This is a genomic window from Sphingomonas sp. CFBP 8765 (assembly GCF_014841445.1).
Taxonomy (GTDB): domain Bacteria; phylum Pseudomonadota; class Alphaproteobacteria; order Sphingomonadales; family Sphingomonadaceae; genus Sphingomonas; species Sphingomonas aerolata.
This window is the reverse complement of the sequence record NZ_JACYTY010000002.1, coordinates 197,600-217,287: the sequence shown is the minus strand read 5'-3', so window position 1 is coordinate 217,287 and position 19,688 is coordinate 197,600. Positions and strand designations below refer to the sequence as shown.

Below are 19,688 nucleotides of genomic sequence, written 5' to 3'. Positions count from 1 at the left end.
CGGCCCCCCGGCTTCGGGGGGCCGGATCAGCGGACCGGCGACCCGCTCCGCGGCAGCGTCGCTTCGCTGGGCTCGGGGGTCTTGGCGAACAGGGCGCGGTCGGCGGGCCCGAACGCCCATTTCCACAGGATGAAGAGATAGGTCGCGGCGATCGCCGGCTCGCCGACCGCAAGTTCGACCCATTCGAGCCGCTTGGGTAGCGCGGTAAAGCCCGTGCCCACGACGATCGCGGCAAGCGCCGCCCAGACCAGCGGCCAGCGCCACGGCGAGACGCTCGCGCCGAGCAGGCTTCCGAGCAGCCGCGACTTGATCATCGAGGTCAGCGCGACCGAGATCATGAGCGCGATCGCGGGCCCTGCGGCCTGATAGTTGACCGGATAGCCAAGCCGGCGGATCGCGAAGATCAGCGCGAAGCTGAGGCCGATCTGGAAGGCGAGCATCACCGCTGAGATCATCAGATTGCGGTGCCGCGCGATATAGACGAGCGCGGATTCGCTGACCGCGCCGCTCGAGGCGAGGAATTCGGCGGTCAGCAGGAAGGCGAGCGCGGCGGTGCCAGCGACGAATTGCGGCCCGACCACGCCCATCACCGCCTCGCCGGGGATCGATCCCATCAGCGCGAGGCCACCCTGTGCCGCCATGATCCAGAACGCGACCTGGCGGACCTGGTTGGCGATCGCCGCGCGGTCGTTGACCGCAAGACTCTGCGTGATGACGGGGCCGAGGATCGGGTCGAAGCTTGTCTTAAGCTTCTGCGGCAGGCTCGCGACCTGTTGCGCCATATAATAGATGCCGACGACCTTGGGCTCGAACATCACGCCGAGGATGAAGCGGTCGACGTTGCGGCTGCCCCATTCGAGGATGTCCGCGCCCGCCAGCGGCACATTGGCGCGGGCGAGCGCGTAGAGCGGGCGCAGATGCGGCGACCAGCCGCGCGGCAGCCCGTAGCTGCGCACGAACGGCACGAGGCTGGCGATCAGCGCCGCAGTCATCGACGCGACATAGCTCAGCACGAGCCCGTCGCGGATCGTGAAATAGGAAAAGGCCCAGGCGGCGATCGAGATCGTCCACGGCTCGACCACCGCGCGCGCGGTGACCGCGGCCTTGACGTTCAGCCGATAGGCGAGTGCTGCCAGGCTGACGTCGGACCAGGCGACCGCGACGATGATGAGCGGCAGGAACCGGTCGAGCCCAGTGATCGCCGTATTGGGATACATGATCTCGGGGAAGGTGAAGAGCACCGCGCTCGCGATCAGCGACGCGACGAACGCCACCGCCATCGCATCCCACACGACATAGGCGTGCGGCCGCTCGGTGCTGCTCAGCGCCTGCGCGAGACCGCGCTTGAGCCCGAGCGTCGCCAGCAGCGCGGCGAGTTCGACCACCACGACCGCGATCGCGAACCGGCCGACCAGGTCCGGGCCGTAAATGCGGCCCGCGATGAACAGGAACGGGATGCGCGCGGCGAGGCGGAGGACAAAGCCCGCAATGTTGGTCCGACCGCCCTTGGCGAGCGTGTCGATATCCTTGGTCGATTCGGTCACGGGCGGGCGCCGCTGGTGCGCCGCGCCGCGGCACGGCCGCGTCGTCGGTCGGAGCGAAGGCTCCGCCGGCCGCGCTTGTGCGAGTCAGCCGGGCGTGGCCGGCTGCCGCCCCGCGCGATCAATGCGCTGCGCCCCAGCTCAGGCCGGTGCCGATCTCGATCCCCAGCGGCACGTCGAGCGTCACCGCCGGCTCGGCCGCGGTCGCCATCACGCGTTCGATGACGGGCTTGGCCGCCTCGACATCGCCCTCGGGCAGTTCGAACACGAGTTCGTCGTGGACCTGGAGCAGCATGCGCACGTTCGGCAGCCCGGCTTCGAGCAGTGCAGGGCCCATGCGGACCATCGCGCGCTTGATGATATCCGCGCTCGTCCCCTGGATCGGCGCGTTGATCGCGGCGCGCTCGGCGCCCTGGCGTTCGTGCTGGATCTTCGAGCGGATCCGCGGGAAATGCGTCTTGCGGCCGAACAGCGTCGTCGTGAACCCGGTCGCGCGGACGCTTTCGGTGGTGTCGACGATGTAGCTGGAGATGCCGGGGAAGCGATCGAAATAGCGGTCGATCATCGCCTGTGCTTCGTCCGCGGACACGTCAAGCCGGCCGGCGAGCCCCCAGCGCGAGATGCCGTAGAGGATCGCGAAGTTGATCGTCTTGGCGCGACCGCGCGTGTCGCGGTTGACCTCGCCGAACAGCTCTTGCGCGGTGAGGCTGTGAATGTCGTCGCCATTCGCGAACGCCTGTTTCAGCGCGGGGACGTTGGCCATGTGCGCGGCCAGTCGCAGCTCGATCTGCGAGTAGTCGGCGGCGAGGATCACGTTGCCGGGCTCCGCCACGAACGCGTCACGGATCTGGCGGCCGATCTCCGTGCGGATCGGGATGTTCTGCAGGTTGGGATCGGTCGACGACAGCCGGCCGGTCTGCGCGCCGGTCAGCGAGTAGGACGTGTGGACGCGACCCGTCGCCGGGTTGATCTGCGCCTGCAACGCATCGGTATAGGTCGATTTCAGCTTCGAGAGCTGGCGCCAGTCGAGCACCTTGCGCGCGATCACCGCGCCGGGCGAATCCTTGTCGGCGGCGATGCGCTCGAGTTCGGTGACGTCGGTCGAATAGACCCCGGACTTGCCCTTGCGGCCGCCCTTGATGCCCATCTTCTCGAACAGCACGTCGCCCAATTGCTTGGGGCTGCCGATCGTGAACGGCGCGCCGGCGAGCGCGTGAATCTCAGTCTCCAGGCTCGCCATCTGCGCGGCGAACTCGGTCGACAGCTTCGACAGCTTCGCGGCGTCGACCTTGATCCCGTGCATCTCCATCTGCGCGATGACGGGGACGAGCGGGCGGTCGACCATCTCGTAGACCCGCGTCGAACCCTCGGCGGGCAGGCGGCGCTTGAACCGGCGCCACAGGCGCAGCGTCACGTCCGCGTCCTCCGCGGCATAATGGGTCGCGGCCTTGAGGTCGATTTCGTTGAAGCTGCGCTGCGACTTGCCGGTGCCGACCACGTCCTTGAACGCGATGCAGGTGTGCGAAAGGTGCGTCGCGGCAAGCTCGTCCATGCCGTGGCCGTGAAGCCCCGCGTCGAGATCGAAGCTCATCAGGATCGTGTCGTCGAACGGCGCGATCGTCACGCCTCCGGTGGCGGCATAGGCGCGGGCGAGGACGATCATGTCGTATTTCAGGTTATGGCCGATCTTGAGGATGCTCGGATCCTCCAGCAGTGGCTTCATCTTCGCCAGCACGACCGCGCGGTCGATCTGGGCCGGGTTTTCCGCGAGCAAATCGGTGCCGCCATGCGCGATAGGTACGTAGCAGGCGAGGTTCGGATGCAGCGCCAGGCTGATCCCGACCAGGTCGGCGCGCGTCGCGTCGATCCCGGTCGTCTCGGTGTCGATCGCGATCCAGCCCTGATGCTTTGCCAGCGTGATCCAGCGGTCGAGCGCCGCCTCGTCGACGACGGTCTCGTAATCGTCATGCTTGCACGGCTCGTCCGCGTCCATGTCCGCGACGACGGTCGACTCGGCGACCGGTGCTTCGGCGACGGCCGACAATTTGGCGATCAGCGACTTGAAGCCGTGATGATCGAGGAACGCGCGCAACCGTGCGTCGGGAATGCCCTTGAGCTCGAGATCCTCGAGCGGCTCGGGCAGCGCGACGTCGCATCTGAGCGTGACCAGCACCTTCGACAGCCGCGCCATCTCGGCATGCTCGATCAGATTGTCGCGCAGCTTGCCCTTCTTCATCCCCTCGGCGGCGGCGAGCACCGATTCGAGATCGCCATGTTCGAGGATCAGCTTGGCGGCGGTCTTCGGGCCGACGCCGGGGACGCCGGGGACGTTGTCGACGCTGTCGCCCATCAGCGCGAGCACGTCGCCGAGCTGCGCCGGGGTGACGCCGTGGAATTTTTCCGCGACATGCTCCGCGCCCAGCCGGCGGTTGTTCATCGTGTCGTACATGTCGAGCCCGGGCTCGATCAGCTGCATCAGGTCCTTGTCCGACGAGACGATCGTGACCGACCAGCCCTGCGCCAGCGCGGCCTTCGAATAACAGGCGATGATGTCGTCGGCCTCAAGCCCCTCGGTCTCGATGCACGGCAGCGAGAAGGCGCGCGTCGCGTCGCGGATCATCGGGAACTGCGGGACGAGATCCTCGGGTGGGGGCGGACGCTGCGCCTTGTACTTGTCGTAGAGATCGTTGCGGAACGTCTTCGACGACTTGTCGAGGATGACCGCCATGTGGGTGGGGCCATCCGCGGCATGGACCTCGTCCGCGAGCTTCCACAGCATCGTGGTATAGCCGTACACCGCGCCGACCGGCTCGCCATGCTTGTTGGTAAGCGGCGGCAGCCGGTGATAGGCGCGGAAGATATAGCCGGAGCCGTCGACGAGATAGATATGGGGCATCGCGCGCGGTCTAGCGGATGCGCGCGCGCGGACCAATGGGCGAAGCGTGGTTGTTGGGTATCAGGTGTGAGGAAAATCTCAGACCGACGGGCGGGCGCCACCGGCATGCGCGGCGACCGCGGCGGCGACCGCCTGGATCAGCATCTGGCGTTCGCGGATCGGCCGCAGCGTGTCGCCGATCATCACCGCGATCGCATAGCGCTTGCCGTCGGGCGCCGTCAGGAGCCCGACATCGTTGAAGCCGGCGTTGCGGGGACCGAGATCCTGGCCGGTGCCGGTCTTGTGCGCGATCCGCCACCCCGCGGGCAGCGCGGCGCGCAGCCGGGCGCGGCCGGTGACCGACGCGCCCATCGTGTCGAGCAGGACCTGCGTCGAGCTGGCGCTGAGCAATTCGCCCCGCGCGAGCCGGGCCAGCGCGTCCGCGATCGCGATCGGCGCGGCGCCATCGGGCGGATTGGCGACATAGGCGTCGAGTGCGGCGGCGCGGATCTGCGGATCGAGCCGTGCGCGGGCGACCGCAAACGCGTTGCCGAGCGCATAGGCGGGTTGCCAGACGAGCCCCGCCGTCCCGCTTTGCAACAGCCGCTCGCCCGGACCGAAGCGGATCTCGCCCAGCTGTTTGCGCAGGATCATGCCGCGCACCGCCCGCGGGCCGCCGACATAGCTCAGCAGCCGGTCGTTCGCGGTATTGTCGCTATGCGTCAGCGCGCGCCTGAGCAATTCGCCGACGGTGGTGTGATAGCCGTCGCCGGTGACGAGCATCGCGATCGGCTGATGGAACAGCGTCAGGTCCTCCGCGCGGACGACGACCGGATCCTCGAGCTTCGCCTTGCCCTGGTCGCGCAGGTCAAGCAGCGTGATCGCGACCCAAAGCTTGCTGACCGATTGCTGCGGCAGGCGCTGGCGCCCGCCGGCCTCGACCGTCCAGCCCTCGTCCACCGCGCGGATCGCGATCCCCGCCTTGCCCGCAAAATCATGGTGCAAGGCGTCGATCGCGGTGACCAGCGGAGCGGGCGCGGCACGGGTGGCGCGTGCGGTGGGCAATGGGACCGGGATCGATACGCTGGCGGTTCCATCGCCCTGCGGCGCGGCGCCGGTCGCCCCGGGGCGCGACGTCGAGCCACAGCCGGTCAGCGCGAGCGCGATGCCGCCGGTCACGAAAAGACGCGCGAACCTGCCAATTGCCATGGGTGTCGGATATCCTGCGATAGCGCTACGATCCTGATACGGTCCCGATCGCCGCGATACGCCCCGCGTGCCTCGCTGCGACGAACTGCACGCACGGCGCGCCGGGACGTGGAACGTCAGGGCGTCAGGACCGTGTCGACCGCCTCCGGCAGCATCTGCGGATAATCGAGCGTGTAGTGCAGGCCGCGGCTTTCGTGACGGTGCAGCGCCGAGCGGACGATCAGTTCGGCGGTCTGGAGCAGGTTGCGCAGTTCGATCAGGTCGGGCGTGACGCGGAAATGCTGGTAATATTCGGCGACCTCCTCGTTCAGCATCGCGATCCGGTGCTGTGCGCGTTCGAGCCTTTTGGTGGTGCGGACGATGCCGACATAATTCCACATGAAGCGGCGGATCTCGGTCCAGGTCTGCTTGATGACCACTTCCTCGTCGGAATCGGTGACGCGGCTTTCGTCCCAGGGGCGGATCGGCGGCGGCGGGGGCAGGCTGTCCCAATCGGCGGCGATGCTGTCCGCCGCGGCCTCGCCGAACACGAAGCATTCGAGCAATGAGTTTGACGCCAGCCGGTTCGCACCGTGCAGCCCCGATTCGGTGCATTCGCCCGCCGCATAGAGCCCGGGAAGGTCGGTCTTGCCATGCTCGTCGACGACGATCCCGCCACAGGTGTAATGCTGGGCAGGGACGACGGGGATCGGCTGCGTCGTCATGTCTATCCCGACGGTCAGCAGCTTTTCGTGAATGTTCGGAAAATGATGCCGGATGAAGTCGGCGGGCATGTGGCTGATGTCGAGATGGACGTAATCGAGCCCGTAGCGCTTGATCTCGGCATCGATCGCGCGCGCGACGATATCGCGCGGCGCCAGCTCCATCCGGACGGGATCATAATAGGTCATGAAACGCTTGCCGGTGGTCGGGTTGATCAACCGTCCGCCTTCGCCGCGCACCGCCTCGGTGATCAGGAAGTTCTTGACCTCCAGATTGTAGAGGCAGGTCGGGTGGAACTGCATCATCTCCATGTTCGACACGCGCGCGCCCGCGCGCCAAGCCATCGCGATGCCGTCGCCCGTCGCGCCGCGTGGCGCGGTCGAGAACAGGTAAGTGCGGCCCGCACCCCCGGTCGCGAGGATCGTCGCGCGCGCCGTGTAGAGCGCGACGCGTCCGGTGCCGCGGTCGACCGCATAGACGCCCCAGACCCGGCCTGCGCCCGAATAGCGCATCTCGTGCCGCCCGGTGGCGAGGTCGATCGCGACCTGGTCGGGGACCAGCGTGATGTTGGGGTGCGCTTCGGCGGCTCTCTGCAGCGCCTCCTGCACCGCCCAGCCGGTCGCGTCGGCGACATGGACGATCCGGCGATGACTGTGGCCGCCCTCGCGCGTCAGGTGCAGCGCGTTCCCTTCGGTCTCGAACGGCACGCCGAGATGCGTGAGTCGTTCGATCGCGGCCGGCGCGCCCTCGACCACCATCTCGACGATCCCGCGATCGTTCAGTCCGGCGCCGGCGACCATCGTGTCCTCGACATGATTCTCGAACGTGTCGCCGGGTTCGAGTACCGCGGCGATCCCGCCCTGTGCCCAAGCGGTCGACCCTTCGTTCAGCGCCCCCTTGGCGAGCACGGTGACGGTGAAACGGTCGGCGAGGGTGAGCGCGGCGGTCAGCCCGGCCGCGCCGGAACCGATGATGAGAATGTCGCTGGTCATGCGGCTCGGGATCCGGGGCAGGGGACAGGGTGATGCGGGGTCCTGCTGTTGCACGAAAGTGAGACCACAGGACAGGGGGGTGTTCGGATCGATCGCCCGGACTTATCCGCGCGCGCGCTTTTTCGTCTCGGGCATCGTGACCAGATAGAGCAGGAACCCGGCCCCCGCGATCGCCGCGAGCGTCAGGAAGTTCGCGCTATAGCCTGCCCAGACGATGATCGATCCCGCCAGCGTCGCCGACAGCGCCGCGCCGAGCCCCTGCGTCGTCGCGACCGCGCCCTGGCTGACGTTGAACCGGCCGCTGCCCTCGGTCAGGTCGGCGATCACGACGGGGAACAGCGCGCCGAAAATGCCCGCGCCGACGCCGTCCAGCGCCTGCACGCCGACCAGCCAATAAGGGTCGTCGGACAGCGTGTAGAGCGCGCCGCGCGCGGCGAGGAATCCGAAGGCGACGAGGAACAGCGGCTTGGTGCCGAGCCGTTCGGCATGCCGGCCGACGAAGATCGCGACGGGCACCATCACGAGCTGTGCCGCGACGATGCACGCGGCGGTCAGCGACGTCGCCTGATCCTTGCCGACGGTGCGCGCGAGCAGTTGGCTGACCGAGGTCAGCATCGCGGCATTCGCCAGATGGAAGAGGAACGCGATCACCGCAAAGGTCATTAGCGGGCGGTTCTCGATCAGCGTCTTCCAGCCGCTCGGCTCGTCGCAGTCCGCATCGGGCTCGCAGTCGAGGCCACGCGCGACGGCATTGTCGATATCGTCGTTGTGGAGCCGCGTCGCGGTGACGATGCTTGCAACGGTCAGCGCGCCCATCAGCCAGAAGACCACGACCGGTCCGAACGTCCAGGCGAGCACGCCCGCGAGCCCGGCGGACACCGCATTGCCGGCATGGTTGAACGCCTCGTTACGGCCGACCCGCTTGGCGAACATCTTCGGCCCGACCAGACCGAGCGTGATCGCCGAGATCGCGGGGGCGAAGATCGCGCCCGCGACGGCGGCGACCGACTGGGTGATGGTCACCACGGTGAAGCCCGTGACGAACGGCAGCGATACGCTGGCCAACGTCACCAGCAACGCTGCCACCATGACGATCCGCGGCTTGTTGCGGCTCTTGTCGATCAGGCTGCCGGCGGGCGTCTGCGCGATCAGGCCGACGATCCCGGCGATCGTCAGGACCAGCCCGACCGTCGCCTCGTTCCAGCCATGCGCGGGGCCGCGGACCGCGACCAGATAGATGGCGAGATAGGGCCCGAGCCCGTCGCGCACGTCGGCAAGGAAGAAGTTGAGCGCATCGAGCGTGCGTCCCGCCGGCGCATGACGGTGCGGAGCTTTGCCGCCGGGGGGGTGGCGGGAGGGCAGGGAAGCGGAGAGGGTCGCCATGGTCGGTCCTTGGTCCTGGGAAAGAGGGGGCGGGCAGAGGGGAGCGTCGAGGGTCAGCCGATCAGCAGGCGCGTGCCGAGCGCGGCGGCGAGCGCGGGAATCATCGTCACCGCGCCGACCTTCAGGAAGCGCAGGAACCCGACATCGAGGCCTTCGCGGCGGATCGCCTGGAGCCACAGGATCGTCGCGAGCGACCCGGTGATCGACAGGTTGGGGCCAAGATCGACGCCGATCAGCAGCGCATCGACGACGACGCGCGGCGGCTGCGCCTGCGCGACCGCGGTGCTCGCGATCAGCCCGGCGGGAAGATTGTTGACCAGGTTCGACCCGAAAGCGAGCAGGGTCCCCGCGGTCATCGCCGCGCGCGCCGGATCGGCGGCCTCTGCACGCAACCACGCCGCGACGTGGCCGATGACGCCGCTATGATCGAGCGCCTCGACCAGCACGAACAGCCCGGCGACGAGCGGCAGCACGCTCCACGACACGTCGCGCACGACCATGAGGGGTGACATGCGGACCAGCAGGCAGATGGCGAGCGTCGTCGCGACCCCGGCGATGCAGGTCGGCAACCCGAGTTGCACGTCGAACGCCGAGGCCAGCAACAACACGACCGCCGTGACGACGATCCCTGCCAGCGCCGCCTTGCCGCCGAGGGTCAGCGGCGTACGTGCGATCTCCGTCTCGCACTGTCCGACGAGCCGCGCACGCTCGGTCCAGCGGAGCGCGCCGTAGGTCACGACGATCGCCGCGACCGATGGCAGCGCGAATGACGCGAACCACTGGCCGAGCGGGGGCATCGTGCCGCCATAGAGCACGAGGTTCGCCGGATTGGAGATGGGCAGCACGAAGCTTGCCGCGTTGGCGATGAGCGCGCAGGCGAACAGCAGCGGCAGCGGATCCGCCTTCGCCTTGCGCGCGGCGGCATAGACGGCGGGCGTGAGCACGACCGCGGTGGCGTCGTTCGACAGGAAGGTCGTGGTGACGATCCCGGTGACGTAGACGAGCGCGAACAGGCGGACGGGCGACCCCCGCGCGCCGCGCGCGGCGGTCGCGGCGATCCAGTCGAACAGGCCCTGCTGACGCGCGGTCTCGCTGAGCAGCATCATGCCGATCAGGAAGAGATAGACGTCCATGCCCTTGCCGACCGCGGCCAGCCCGGCAGCGAGCGGCAACAGACCCAGCGTGAGCAGCGCGACCGCGCCGGCGACCGCCCACACCGCCTCGGGCAGGCGGAACGGGCGCGCGATCACCCCGGCCGTCGCCGCCGCGCAGATTGCCCAGGTCAGGCTAGTCTCGGGGGGCACGCGCAGTGTCCGTCGCATTTTCCGATGCGGCACCGATCCGGCGCGACACGGCAGTTATTATCGCCACAATGACTAGCATAGCCGGTCATCACCCTGGTCCTCGCCATGGTCCTTTCAGACTAGGCGGCGTGATCGGGAAGTGTCGTTGCCCTAATGATTGTGTTACGCATCGATCCGGCCCCTGACATGACTTGTGGACAACTGGTGTCAGGCGCGACAACACAGCAGCAGGGGCAAAGGGCCCCGCCGCGATCGTGACAAATCGTTCATGTGGCAATCGGACCCGGATTGACGGGTTTATCGCCTGTTCCCAGCGGCTTGATCGCAGCGGCTGGGCGGCGAGCGGCGGCAAGGCCGGGGCCCGTCCGTCAGGACGTGGCCCCGGCGTCGCGGGTTGATCAGAGGAAGCGGTTGATCAGGTTTTCAAGGCGTTCCTGCTGGCCCGAAACCGGCTTCGGATCGATGTCGCGCTCGACCGCAAGATCGGCAATACCGGCCAGATCCAGCCCGCCGATCGTGCTGCCGAAGTCACCGTCCCAGCCGGCATAGCGCTTGGCCTTGATCGCATCGACCCGACCATCCTCGATGATCGCGGCAGCGGCGAGCAGGCCCTTCGCGACGACGTCGATGCCGCCGACATGGCCGTAGAACAGGTCGGCCGCGTCCATGCTCTGGCGCCGGACCTTGGCGTCGAAGTTGAAGCCGCCCGTGGTGAAGCCGCCGCCGCGCAGGATCTCGACCATCGCCAGCGTCAGTTCCTCGACCGAATTGGGGAACTGGTCGGTATCCCAGCCATTCTGCGGATCGCCGCGATTGGCGTCGATCGACCCGAAGATGCCGAGCGCGTTGGCGGTCGCGATCTCGTGTTCGAAGGTATGCCCCGACAGCGTGGCGTGGTTCGCCTCGATGTTGACGCGCACCTCGTTCTCGAGCCCGTAGCGCTTGAGGAAGCCGTACACCGTCGCGGTGTCGAAGTCGTACTGATGCTTGGTCGGCTCGTGCGGCTTGGGTTCGATCAGGATCGTGCCGGTGAAGCCGATCTTGTGCTTGTGCTCGACGACCAGGCTCAGGAAGCGGCCGAAATTGTCGAGTTCGCGCTTCATGTCGGTGTTGAGCAGCGTCTCATAGCCTTCGCGACCGCCCCACAGCACGTAGTTCTGGCCGCCGAGGCGATGCGTCGCCTCGAGCGCGTCGCGGACCTGCAGCGCGGCAAAGGCATAGACTTCGGGATCGGGGTTGGTCGACGCGCCGGCGGCATAGCGCGGATGGCTGAACGCGTTGGCGGTGCCCCAGAGGAGCTTGCGGCCCGACGCGGCCTGGAGCTGTTCGAGGTGGTCGACGGCTTCGGCGAAGAACCGGCGATGCTCGGTCACATTGGCGGCATCCGCCATGACGTCGACGTCGTGGAAGCAGTAATAGGGCACGTCGAGCTTCTTGAAGAAGTCGAACGCGACCTCGCGCTTGTGCGCTGCGGCAGCCGAGTCGTTGGCGCCGGCATGCCAGGGGCGGTTGAACGTGCCCCCGCCGAACACGTCCGACCCCGGCCAGCAGAAGGTGTGCCAGAAGCACGCGGCGAAGCGCAGATGCTCCTCCATCGTCTTGCCGAGCACGACCTTGGTCTTGTCGTAATAGCGATAGGCCAGCTCGTTGCTGCTGTCGGGGCCCTCATATTTGATCTGGGGGATATCGGCGAAGAAGTCGGACATCGGGGATTCCTATGACTTGGGGGTGATACGGGGATAGGCCTGGCGGAACGCCGCCTTTTTCTCGGCGAGCGCGGCGACGAGTGCGGGGTCGGGGGCGATGCGGTGCGACACGGGCGGTGCGACGCAGACCGTCGCAGGATCGCCGCCATCGACACCGAGCTGCGCGAGCCGCGCGGCGCCGAGCGCGGGGCCGACCTCGCCGCCCTGGAGATAGACGAGTTCGACCTCCATCGCCGCGGCGAGCACCGCGCCCCAGTAGCGCGAGCGCGCGCCGCCGCCGATGACCGCGAGGCGTTCGACCGTCGTCCCCGCCGCGCGCAGCACGTCGAGCCCGTCGGCGAGCGCGAAGGCGACGCCCTCGAGCACCGCCTGCGACAGACGGCCGGCATCGGTGTCGTTGTCGAGCCGGAGAAACGCGCCGCGGACCTCGGCATCATTGTGCGGCGTGCGCTCGCCCGAGAGATAGGGGAGGAAGATCTCGGGGCCGCTGGCAGGACCGGCGGCTTCGGCGCGTGCGAACAGGTCGGCCGGGCCGGTCGCGCCGGTGATCCTCGCGACCCAGTCGATGCACGACGCGGCCGACAGATGGACCGACATCTGGTGCCACATGCCCGGCAGCGCGTGGCAGAAGGCATGGACCGCGCTATCGGCGTTGGGGCGGAAGTCGCTGGTCGCAACGAAGATCACGCCCGAGGTGCCGAGCGAGAGCAATGCATCGCCGTCCGCGACCACGCCGACGCCGACCGCACCCGCGGCATTGTCGCCACCCCCCGCCGCGACGGGGACCGGCGGCATGCCCCAGAGTTCGGCGACCTCGGCGGTCAGCGTGCCGGTGATCTCGGAGCCTTCGTACAGCCGTGGCATCTGCGCCTGCGTCAGCCCGCACGCGGCCAGCAGCGCGTCGCTCCAGCTCCGCGCGGCGACGTCGAGCCACAGGGTCCCTGCGCTGTCCGACAGGTCGGACGCCTTGTCGCCGGTCATCAGCAGGCGGACATAGTCCTTGGGCAGCAGCACGGTCGCGATCTTTGCGAAGATCTCGGGCTCATGCTCGCGCACCCAGAGCAGCTTGGGCGCGGTGAAGCCCGGCATCGCGATGTTGCCCGCGATTGCGCGCAGATCGGGCACCGCACGCTCCATCGCTTCGCACTCAGCAAAGCTGCGGCCGTCGTTCCACAGGATCGCGGGGCGTAAAGGGCGGTCGTCGGCGTCGAGCAGGGTCGCGCCGTGCATCTGCCCGGCAAGCCCGACGCCGCGGACCGAACGGCGGACGGCCGGGTCGATGGCCTGGACCGCCGCGGTGGTCGCATGCCACCACGCATCGGGATCCTGTTCGGACCAGAGCGGATGCGGCCGCTGGACGCTCAGCGCGGCGACGCCCTGGCCGACGACGCTGCCGGCCTCGTCGAGCACCACGGCTTTCACGCCGGAGGTGCCGATGTCGATTCCGAGGAACATCAGTTGACGAACGGATCGATGGTGGGGATCGAGCCGTCGGGCGCGAACTTCAGCTCGGTCACCTTGACGTTGCGCAGGTGGTTCTTGTTGCTCAGCTGCGTGTCCGCATAGAACAGCCACCATTTCTTGTTCCACTCGATGATCGAATGGTGGCTCGTCCAGCCCTGCACCGGCTTCAGGATATGCCCCTTGTAGGTGAACGGCCCGTACGGGTTGTCGCCGGTCGCATAGTTCAGGAAGTGCGTGTCGCCGGTCGAGTAGGTGTAATAATATTTGCCACCGCGCTTGAAGACCCAGGACGCCTCGAAGAAGCGCCGCTCATGATCGCCGCCGAGCACGGGCTTGCCGGCCTCGTCGAGGATCTGGACGTCGCGCGGCGTCTCGGCAAAGCTCTTCATGTCGGGGTTCAACCGCGCGATCTTGCCCGACAGCGCGGGCTGGTCGTCCTGGCCGAGATCGGTGTCGGAGCCGTTGGGATCGAACTTGCCGTCCTTCCAGCGCTGCAGCTGGCCGCCCCAGATGCCGCCGAAATACATGTAGCTGGCGCCGTTCGCGTCGGTGAACACCGCGGGATCCATCGAGAAGCTGCCCGCGATCGGCTTGGGGTCCGCCTTGAACGGGCCGACCGGGCTCTTCGACGTCGCGACGCCGATGCGGAAGGTGCCGAGCCCGTTCTTGTCGAGCTGTTTGTCGCGCACCGGGAAATACAGATAATAGGTGCCGTTCTGATAGGCCGCGTCGGGCGCCCACATCTGCTGCGACGCCCAGGGCACGTCCTTCACGTCGAGCGCGACGGGGTTCACCTTCACCGGCCCGCCGATCCGGTCCATCGACAGCACGCGGTAGTCGCGCATCGCATATTGGTTGCCCAGATCGTCGTCGGCGGTCGTCACGTCGATGTCGTGGCTCGGATAGACATAGATCTTGCCGTTGAAGACATGCGCGGACGGGTCGGCGGTGTAGATGCTGGTGACCAGCGGCTGCGACAGATAGCGCTTGCCCTCGGGGCTGCGCGGTTCGCCCTGCGGTTTGGCGGCGGACTGCGCCGTCGCGGTCCCGCCCGTGAACAATGTGGGTGCGAGACCCGCCAGCACGGGAACGACCAGAGCGGAGGCGGCCAGCAACGGGACCGCGCGCGCACGGCGGGCAGGCATGGGGAAACGGAGGCGCATGACCTTATGATCCTTCCTAAAAACCGGTCTTCTACGAGACCTGTCCTCCGCCGTGGCGGGAGATAGCGCTATCATATCCCTCCCGTGCGCCGGAGCAAGGGGGTTCCGCATCATCGCGCACGAAAAATACCCCGTGAAAAGAACGGCCGGGGTCCCGCAACGGGGCGAGCCGTCCATCGGGGTCCGACGACGTTGACCGACTCGGGATCGGATCGCGTGGGGCTTTGCCGCGTCAAGGGGGTGCGCTAACGGTTGGTACATGAACACTTCCTCGATCGGCCGCGTCAAGACTTCGCGGCGCACCGGCGGCGCGCCGACCATCAGCGACGTCGCGCGACTCGCCGGGGTCTCGCCGATGACCGTGTCGCGCGTGATCAACGGCACGAGCAATGTGCGCGCCGCGACGCGCGATGCGGTGACTCACGCGATCGCGACGCTGAACTATGCGCCCAACCCGGCCGCGCGCAGCCTGGCCGGGGCGGGGCAGGTCCGCATCGGCCTGCTCTACAGCAACCCGAGCGCGGGCTTTCTCAGCGAGTTCCTGCTCGGCAGCCTCGACCAGGCGGCGCGCAGCGACGTGCAGATCATCATCGAGAAATGCGACCTGGGCGAGCACGAGATCGCGGTGACGCGTCACCTGATCGAGGGCGGGATCGACGGCATCATCCTGCCGCCGCCGTTGTGCGAGGCGGATGCGGTGCTCGACCTGCTAGCGGCGGCACACGTCCCGACCGTGTCGCTGGCGAGCGGGCTGCCCGTGCCCGACATGCTGGCGATCCGCATCGACGACCGCGAGGCGGCGCTGACGATGACCCGGCACATCATCGCGCTGGGCCATCGCCGGATCGGCTTCATCACCGGCAACCCCAATTTGTCGTCGAGTGCGCGCCGGCTCGAAGGCTATGCGGCGGCGCTGGACGAGGCCGGGATCGCGCGCGACGAGTCGCTGATCGCGCACGGGCTGTTCACCTACCGATCGGGGCTCGATGCGGCCGAGACGCTGCTGGGGCTCGCCGAGCAGCCATCGGCGATCTTCTCGTCGAACGACGACATGGCGGCTGCGACGGTCGCGGTCGCGCATCGGCGCGGGCTCGACGTGCCGGGCGACCTGACGGTGTGCGGGTTCGACGACACGACTTTGTCGACCGCGATCTGGCCCGAATTGACGACGATCCACCAGCCGATCGCGGACATGGCGCGGTCTGCGGTAGAAATGCTCGCCTCGACCATCCGCCGGTCGCAGGCGATCGATCCGCAGGACCGGCACAAGACGTTCGATTTTACGCTGATCCGGCGCCAGTCCGACTCGGCACCGCGGCGCAGGCCCAAGGTCTCCGTCGACTGATCCGTCACCCGCCACCCATCGATGATAGCGATATCATCGATGGGTGGCGGGGGCCGATCAGGCGCGGGTGCGCTGCTTCACCGCGTGGTCGGCGGCGCGCGCGGTCAGTGCCATGAAGGTGAGCGACGGATTGACGCAGGAGGCCGAAGCCATCTGCGCGCCGTCGGTGACGTAGAGGTTGGTGGCCTCGTGCGCGCGGCTCCACGCGTCCAGCACCGAAGTACGCGGATCGCGACCCATGCGCGCGCCGCCCATCTCGTGGATCGCGTCACCGGGAACGTGCTCCTGTTCCGAACTCTTGACGTTGGTCAGCCCGGCCCCGCGAAGCATCGCCTCGCCCTGCGCCCGCGCATCGGCCATCATCTTGAGTTCGTTGTCGTGGAAGCGCACGTCGAACCGGAGCAGCGGCACCCCGAACCGGTCGACCTTCGACGCATGCAGCGACACATGATTGTCGGCATAGGGCAGGCATTCGCCGAACGCGCCCATGCTGAAGTGCCACGGCGCATAGTTGCGCATCCCGTGCTTCATCGAAGCGCCGAACCCGACGGGTGCCGCAGGCGTGCGATAGGCGCCGCCCTGATAGCCATAGCCGCGTTTGAAGCCGACGCCGTCGTCGCCGCCGATGTTGCGGAAGCGCGGGATATAGACGCCCCCCGGGCGGCGGCCATATTCGATGAACTCCTGCATCCCGCCGATCTCGCCGTCGACCCCGACGCGGAAGATATGGTCCATCACATAGCGGCCGAGCGTGCCGCTCGTGTCGAAATGGCTGCGATCGCTGCCCGCCGGACGCGAATTGAGCAGGATCTGCGTCGATGCCATCGCCGAGGCGCAGAGGAAGACGAGGTCCGCCTGGACCGACTGCGCCTGGCCGGTCTTGGTATCGATGTAGCGGACGCCGGTCACGCGCTTGGCCTTGGGATCATAATCAAGGCTGGTGACGACCGCGTCCGACTGCAGCGTCAATCGGCCGGTCGCGCGCGCCGCGGGCAGCGTCACCGCCTGGGTCGAGAAATAGGCGCCGAACGAGCAGCCATTGCTGCACTGGTTGCGGAACTGGCATTTGGTCCGGTTCTGCTCGGGCTTGTCCTCGGTCATGTTGGACAGGCGCGTGTTGATCAGCTTGCGACCGGGGAAGCGGCTTTCCAGATTCTGCTTCAGCCACTTTTCCGCGACGTTCATCGGGATGGGGGGCTGGAATTCGCTGTCCGGCAGATAGGGTAGATTCTCGCGCGAGCCGGACACGCCGATATATTTCTCGACATAGCTGTACCAGGGCGCGACGTCGCCATAGCGGATCGGCCAGTCGCCATCGATTCCGTCACGCTTGTTCGCCTCGAAATCCTCCTCGCTCCACCGGAAGCACCAGCGTCCCCAGATCAGCGACTTGCCGCCGACCGCCGCGGGCCGGATCCAGTAGAATTTGCTGCCCTCGTCATAGGCATAGGGGTTCAGCCGGTCGTCATTGTAGAAGGCGCGGTTGCTGGGTGCGACATAGCCGTGCTTGGCGATGAAATAATCGCTTTTGACGAGCGCCGGGGGCATGATGTTCCGCGCAGGCACCTCGTAGGCGGGCTTGCCATCATAGGCATAGCCTTCGCCGTGCTCGACCATCACGCCGCGGTCGAGCATCAGGACGCGCAGGCCCTTTTCGGTGAGTTCCTTCGCAGCGAACCCGCCGCTCACGCCCGATCCTATGACGATCGCGTCGAACCTGTTGGTTGCGGCCATGGTCTTGGTCTCCTGTCTCGATCAGAAGCGCAGTGCGCGCAGCGTCCGGAAGCTGGTGGTGATGTCGGGCAGATAGGGCGCGGGCGCCTGGTCGTTCTCGACGTAGAAATGCTGCACGCCGGCGCCCGACTTGCGCTTGAACAGCGCGGCAAAGTCGAGCGTGCCCTGGCCGACCGCGGTCATGCTGCGATCGGGGCGCATGTCCTTGACGTGATAGGCGTAGAGGCGGGTGGACAGCCGGTCGATCAGCGCCGCGGGATCCTCGCCCGCATGCGCCGCCCAGTAGATATCGAGCTCGAGCTTGACGAGCGCGGGATCGGTTTCCCTGAGCAGGCGGTCGTACAGGCTGACCCCGCCGGGCCGGATCGTGAATTCGAAATCATGGTTGTGATAGGCAAAGCCGAACCCCGCCGACTTCAGCTGCGTCGCGAAGCGGTTGAAATTGGGCAGCGCGGCGTTCCAGCCCTGTTCGTTGCGATGCTCGTCAGTCATGTACGGCAGCACGACCGTCTTCGCGCCGAGCGTCCTCGCCATCGCCACCGACGGTTCGAACCGCTGAAGCAGCGCGTCATAGCCGATATGCACCGAGGGTGCGGTCAGGCCGAGCCGGTCCATGGTCTTGCGCAGCGGCGCATGATCCATCGTCTCGTACCCGCCGCCGCCGAATTCGACCTCGCGGTAGCCGATCCGCGCAACCGCCTCGAGCGTGGCGACGGGGTCCTTCGCGAACAGCTCGCGCACGGTATAAAGCTGCAGGCCGATCGCCTTGAGCTGTGCGGCGGAGGCGGGGGAGATCGAGCGATCGACCAGCGCGAGCGCCGCCACCGCACCGGTGCCCGTAAGCAGGGTTCTACGGCTGAGGATCATGAGGAATACACCTTGTTGACCTGGGAATAGGGGAAGGCACCGTTATATTCGCCCGGCACCGGCAGATATTCGCGTTCCTGCGTGATGCCGATTTCGGACGTGTAATAGCCGGTGATGACGAGCTGTCGGAATGCGGTGAAGAACGCGCCGCCCGACGGCAGGCCGTCGTTCATCGCCAGGGTGAGCAGCGCGTCGTGCTGTGCCGCGGTCGCCCGGGCGCCGGCGACCTTGTAGTCCTGCAGACAGCGCGCCTCGATCGCGTCGAGCCCGGCGATGATCGGCACGCGGTCCTCGGGTCGGGCCCAGTCGGCCAGCAGCTTTTCGATAAAGGCAGGGACGTCCGCCGCGATCGCCCCGGGGGTATCGGTGGTCGGCAGGACGCGCTCGCTGAGCGCGGTCATCAGTGCACGTTGTGCAGGCGTGAAGACCGGCGCGCTCGGTGGCCCTTCGCTGATCGGCGGGATACCGCCCGCCGGCTGCTGCGCGAGCCCGGCCGCGCGCGCGATCGGGGCATAGAGCGCTGCGCCGAACATGCCGGCGACACCGGCCAGCGCGGTTCTGCGATCGATCATTTACCGTCCTTTCCAAGGTCCTGCGCGATTGCCGCATCGGTCAGCGGGCGGATCCAGATGTTGCGGAACGCCACGGGGGAATCATGGTCCTGCAGCTGGATCGGCGCCGCATCGGGATGCGCGGTATAGCGTGCGACATGGCGCCAGTTGGTCGTGCCGAGCATCGCCTGGTGGTTCTGGACGAGCACGCCGTTGAGCAAAGCGGTCACGTAAGCTGGCCGAACCAGACTGCCGTCGGCGGCAAAGCGCGGCCGCTCGAACACGATGTCGTAGGTCTGCCATTCGCCGGGTTTGCGCGCCGGGTTCACCAGCGGCGGCTTCCAGCCATAGACCCCGCCCACCGTCCCATCGGCATAGGTCGGGTTCCGATAGCCGTCGAGGATCTGCAGCTCGTAGCGCTGCATGAACCAGATGCCGCTGTTGCCGCGGTCCTGCGAGCTCTTGGTCGGCGGATTGGGCGAGCGGAATTCGAGATGCATCTGCACGTCGCCGAAGCTCTGTTTCGAGACGAGATTGTTCTCGCCGCCGCTTTTTGCGCGCGACGGAATTATGAGCGCACCGTTCTCGATCGGCCAGGCGATGCGATCGGGCTTCCACGCATCGAGCGAACGGCCGTCGAACAGCACGATCGCGTCGGCGGGCGGACCGCCGGGGGTGGCGGCCGGCGCGACGGCGACGGGCGCAGGGCGGTCGGCGTCGTGGACACGCCATTGGCCGCCGGGCAGCATCGGCGTGTCCTTGAAGCCCGGCTTGTCCTGCGCGGCAACGGACCCCGTTGTCATCAGCGCCATCGCCGCGACGACCCCCGCCATCACATAGCTCGTCATGCTC

At 67.5% G+C, this 19,688-nt stretch carries 14 protein-coding genes; 1 reads left to right on the top strand and 13 read right to left on the bottom strand.

Annotated features, from left to right (window positions below; genetic code table 11):
* Positions 1 to 26: 26 nt before the first annotated feature.
* From IFT87_RS05475 to IFT87_RS05435, 9 genes are all read right to left on the bottom strand, one after another.
* Positions 27 to 1,544: a lipopolysaccharide biosynthesis protein gene (locus IFT87_RS05475; RefSeq protein WP_031440872.1), complete on the bottom strand. Its 1,518-nt coding sequence runs from the start codon at positions 1,542 to 1,544 to the stop codon at positions 27 to 29.
* Positions 1,545 to 1,662: 118 nt separating this feature from the next.
* On the bottom strand, positions 1,663 to 4,437 hold the full coding sequence (gene polA / locus IFT87_RS05470; RefSeq protein WP_192007842.1) for a DNA polymerase I: 2,775 nt from the start codon (positions 4,435 to 4,437) through the stop codon (positions 1,663 to 1,665).
* Between the two features lie 78 nt (positions 4,438 to 4,515).
* Complete coding sequence (locus IFT87_RS05465) at positions 4,516 to 5,625, bottom strand: serine hydrolase (RefSeq protein WP_192007841.1); 1,110 nt, start codon at positions 5,623 to 5,625, stop codon at positions 4,516 to 4,518.
* A gap of 116 nt (positions 5,626 to 5,741) precedes the next feature.
* Positions 5,742 to 7,319, bottom strand: coding sequence for an L-aspartate oxidase (nadB, locus tag IFT87_RS05460; protein ID WP_031440868.1), 1,578 nt, complete (start codon positions 7,317 to 7,319; stop codon positions 5,742 to 5,744).
* A 102-nt stretch (positions 7,320 to 7,421) separates the two neighbouring features.
* Positions 7,422 to 8,702, bottom strand: coding sequence for an MFS transporter (locus IFT87_RS05455; RefSeq protein WP_031440867.1), 1,281 nt, complete (start codon positions 8,700 to 8,702; stop codon positions 7,422 to 7,424).
* 53 nt (positions 8,703 to 8,755) lie between these two features.
* Positions 8,756 to 10,006: an arsenic transporter gene (locus tag IFT87_RS05450; protein ID WP_031440866.1), complete on the bottom strand. Its 1,251-nt coding sequence runs from the start codon at positions 10,004 to 10,006 to the stop codon at positions 8,756 to 8,758.
* A 398-nt stretch (positions 10,007 to 10,404) separates the two neighbouring features.
* Positions 10,405 to 11,712, bottom strand: a complete 1,308-nt coding sequence (gene xylA, locus IFT87_RS05445) for a xylose isomerase (protein ID WP_031440865.1) — start codon at positions 11,710 to 11,712, stop codon at positions 10,405 to 10,407.
* 9 nt (positions 11,713 to 11,721) lie between these two features.
* Positions 11,722 to 13,167, bottom strand: a complete 1,446-nt coding sequence (xylB, locus tag IFT87_RS05440) for a xylulokinase (RefSeq protein ID WP_031440864.1) — start codon at positions 13,165 to 13,167, stop codon at positions 11,722 to 11,724.
* Entirely contained in the window at positions 13,167 to 14,339 is a 1,173-nt protein-coding gene (locus IFT87_RS05435) for a glycoside hydrolase family 43 protein (protein ID WP_249403227.1), read from the bottom strand. Before IFT87_RS05435 ends, xylB begins: the two co-directional genes overlap by 1 nt.
* A 259-nt stretch (positions 14,340 to 14,598) precedes the next feature.
* Between IFT87_RS05435 and IFT87_RS05430 the strand changes: the two genes are divergently transcribed.
* A complete protein-coding gene (locus tag IFT87_RS05430) occupies positions 14,599 to 15,684 on the top strand; it encodes a LacI family DNA-binding transcriptional regulator (protein ID WP_031440862.1) in 1,086 nt (361 codons plus the stop codon).
* Positions 15,685 to 15,741: 57 nt separating this feature from the next.
* Here IFT87_RS05430 and IFT87_RS05425 read toward each other — a convergent pair whose 3' ends face one another.
* Genes IFT87_RS05425 through IFT87_RS05410 form a run of 4 tightly spaced genes read right to left on the bottom strand, consistent with a single transcriptional unit; the run spans position 15,742 to position 19,669 of the window.
* On the bottom strand, positions 15,742 to 17,418 hold the full coding sequence (locus tag IFT87_RS05425; protein WP_031440861.1) for a GMC family oxidoreductase: 1,677 nt from the start codon (positions 17,416 to 17,418) through the stop codon (positions 15,742 to 15,744).
* Between the two features lie 21 nt (positions 17,419 to 17,439).
* Positions 17,440 to 18,285: a sugar phosphate isomerase/epimerase family protein gene (locus tag IFT87_RS05420; protein WP_192007840.1), complete on the bottom strand. Its 846-nt coding sequence runs from the start codon at positions 18,283 to 18,285 to the stop codon at positions 17,440 to 17,442.
* Positions 18,282 to 18,857, bottom strand: a complete 576-nt coding sequence (locus IFT87_RS05415) for a gluconate 2-dehydrogenase subunit 3 family protein (RefSeq protein ID WP_031440859.1) — start codon at positions 18,855 to 18,857, stop codon at positions 18,282 to 18,284. The genes IFT87_RS05420 and IFT87_RS05415 overlap by 4 nt, the downstream gene beginning before the upstream one ends.
* Entirely contained in the window at positions 18,854 to 19,669 is an 816-nt protein-coding gene (locus IFT87_RS05410; RefSeq protein WP_192008155.1) for a 3-keto-disaccharide hydrolase, read from the bottom strand. The genes IFT87_RS05415 and IFT87_RS05410 overlap by 4 nt, the downstream gene beginning before the upstream one ends.
* Between the last annotated feature and the right edge of the window lie 19 nt (positions 19,670 to 19,688).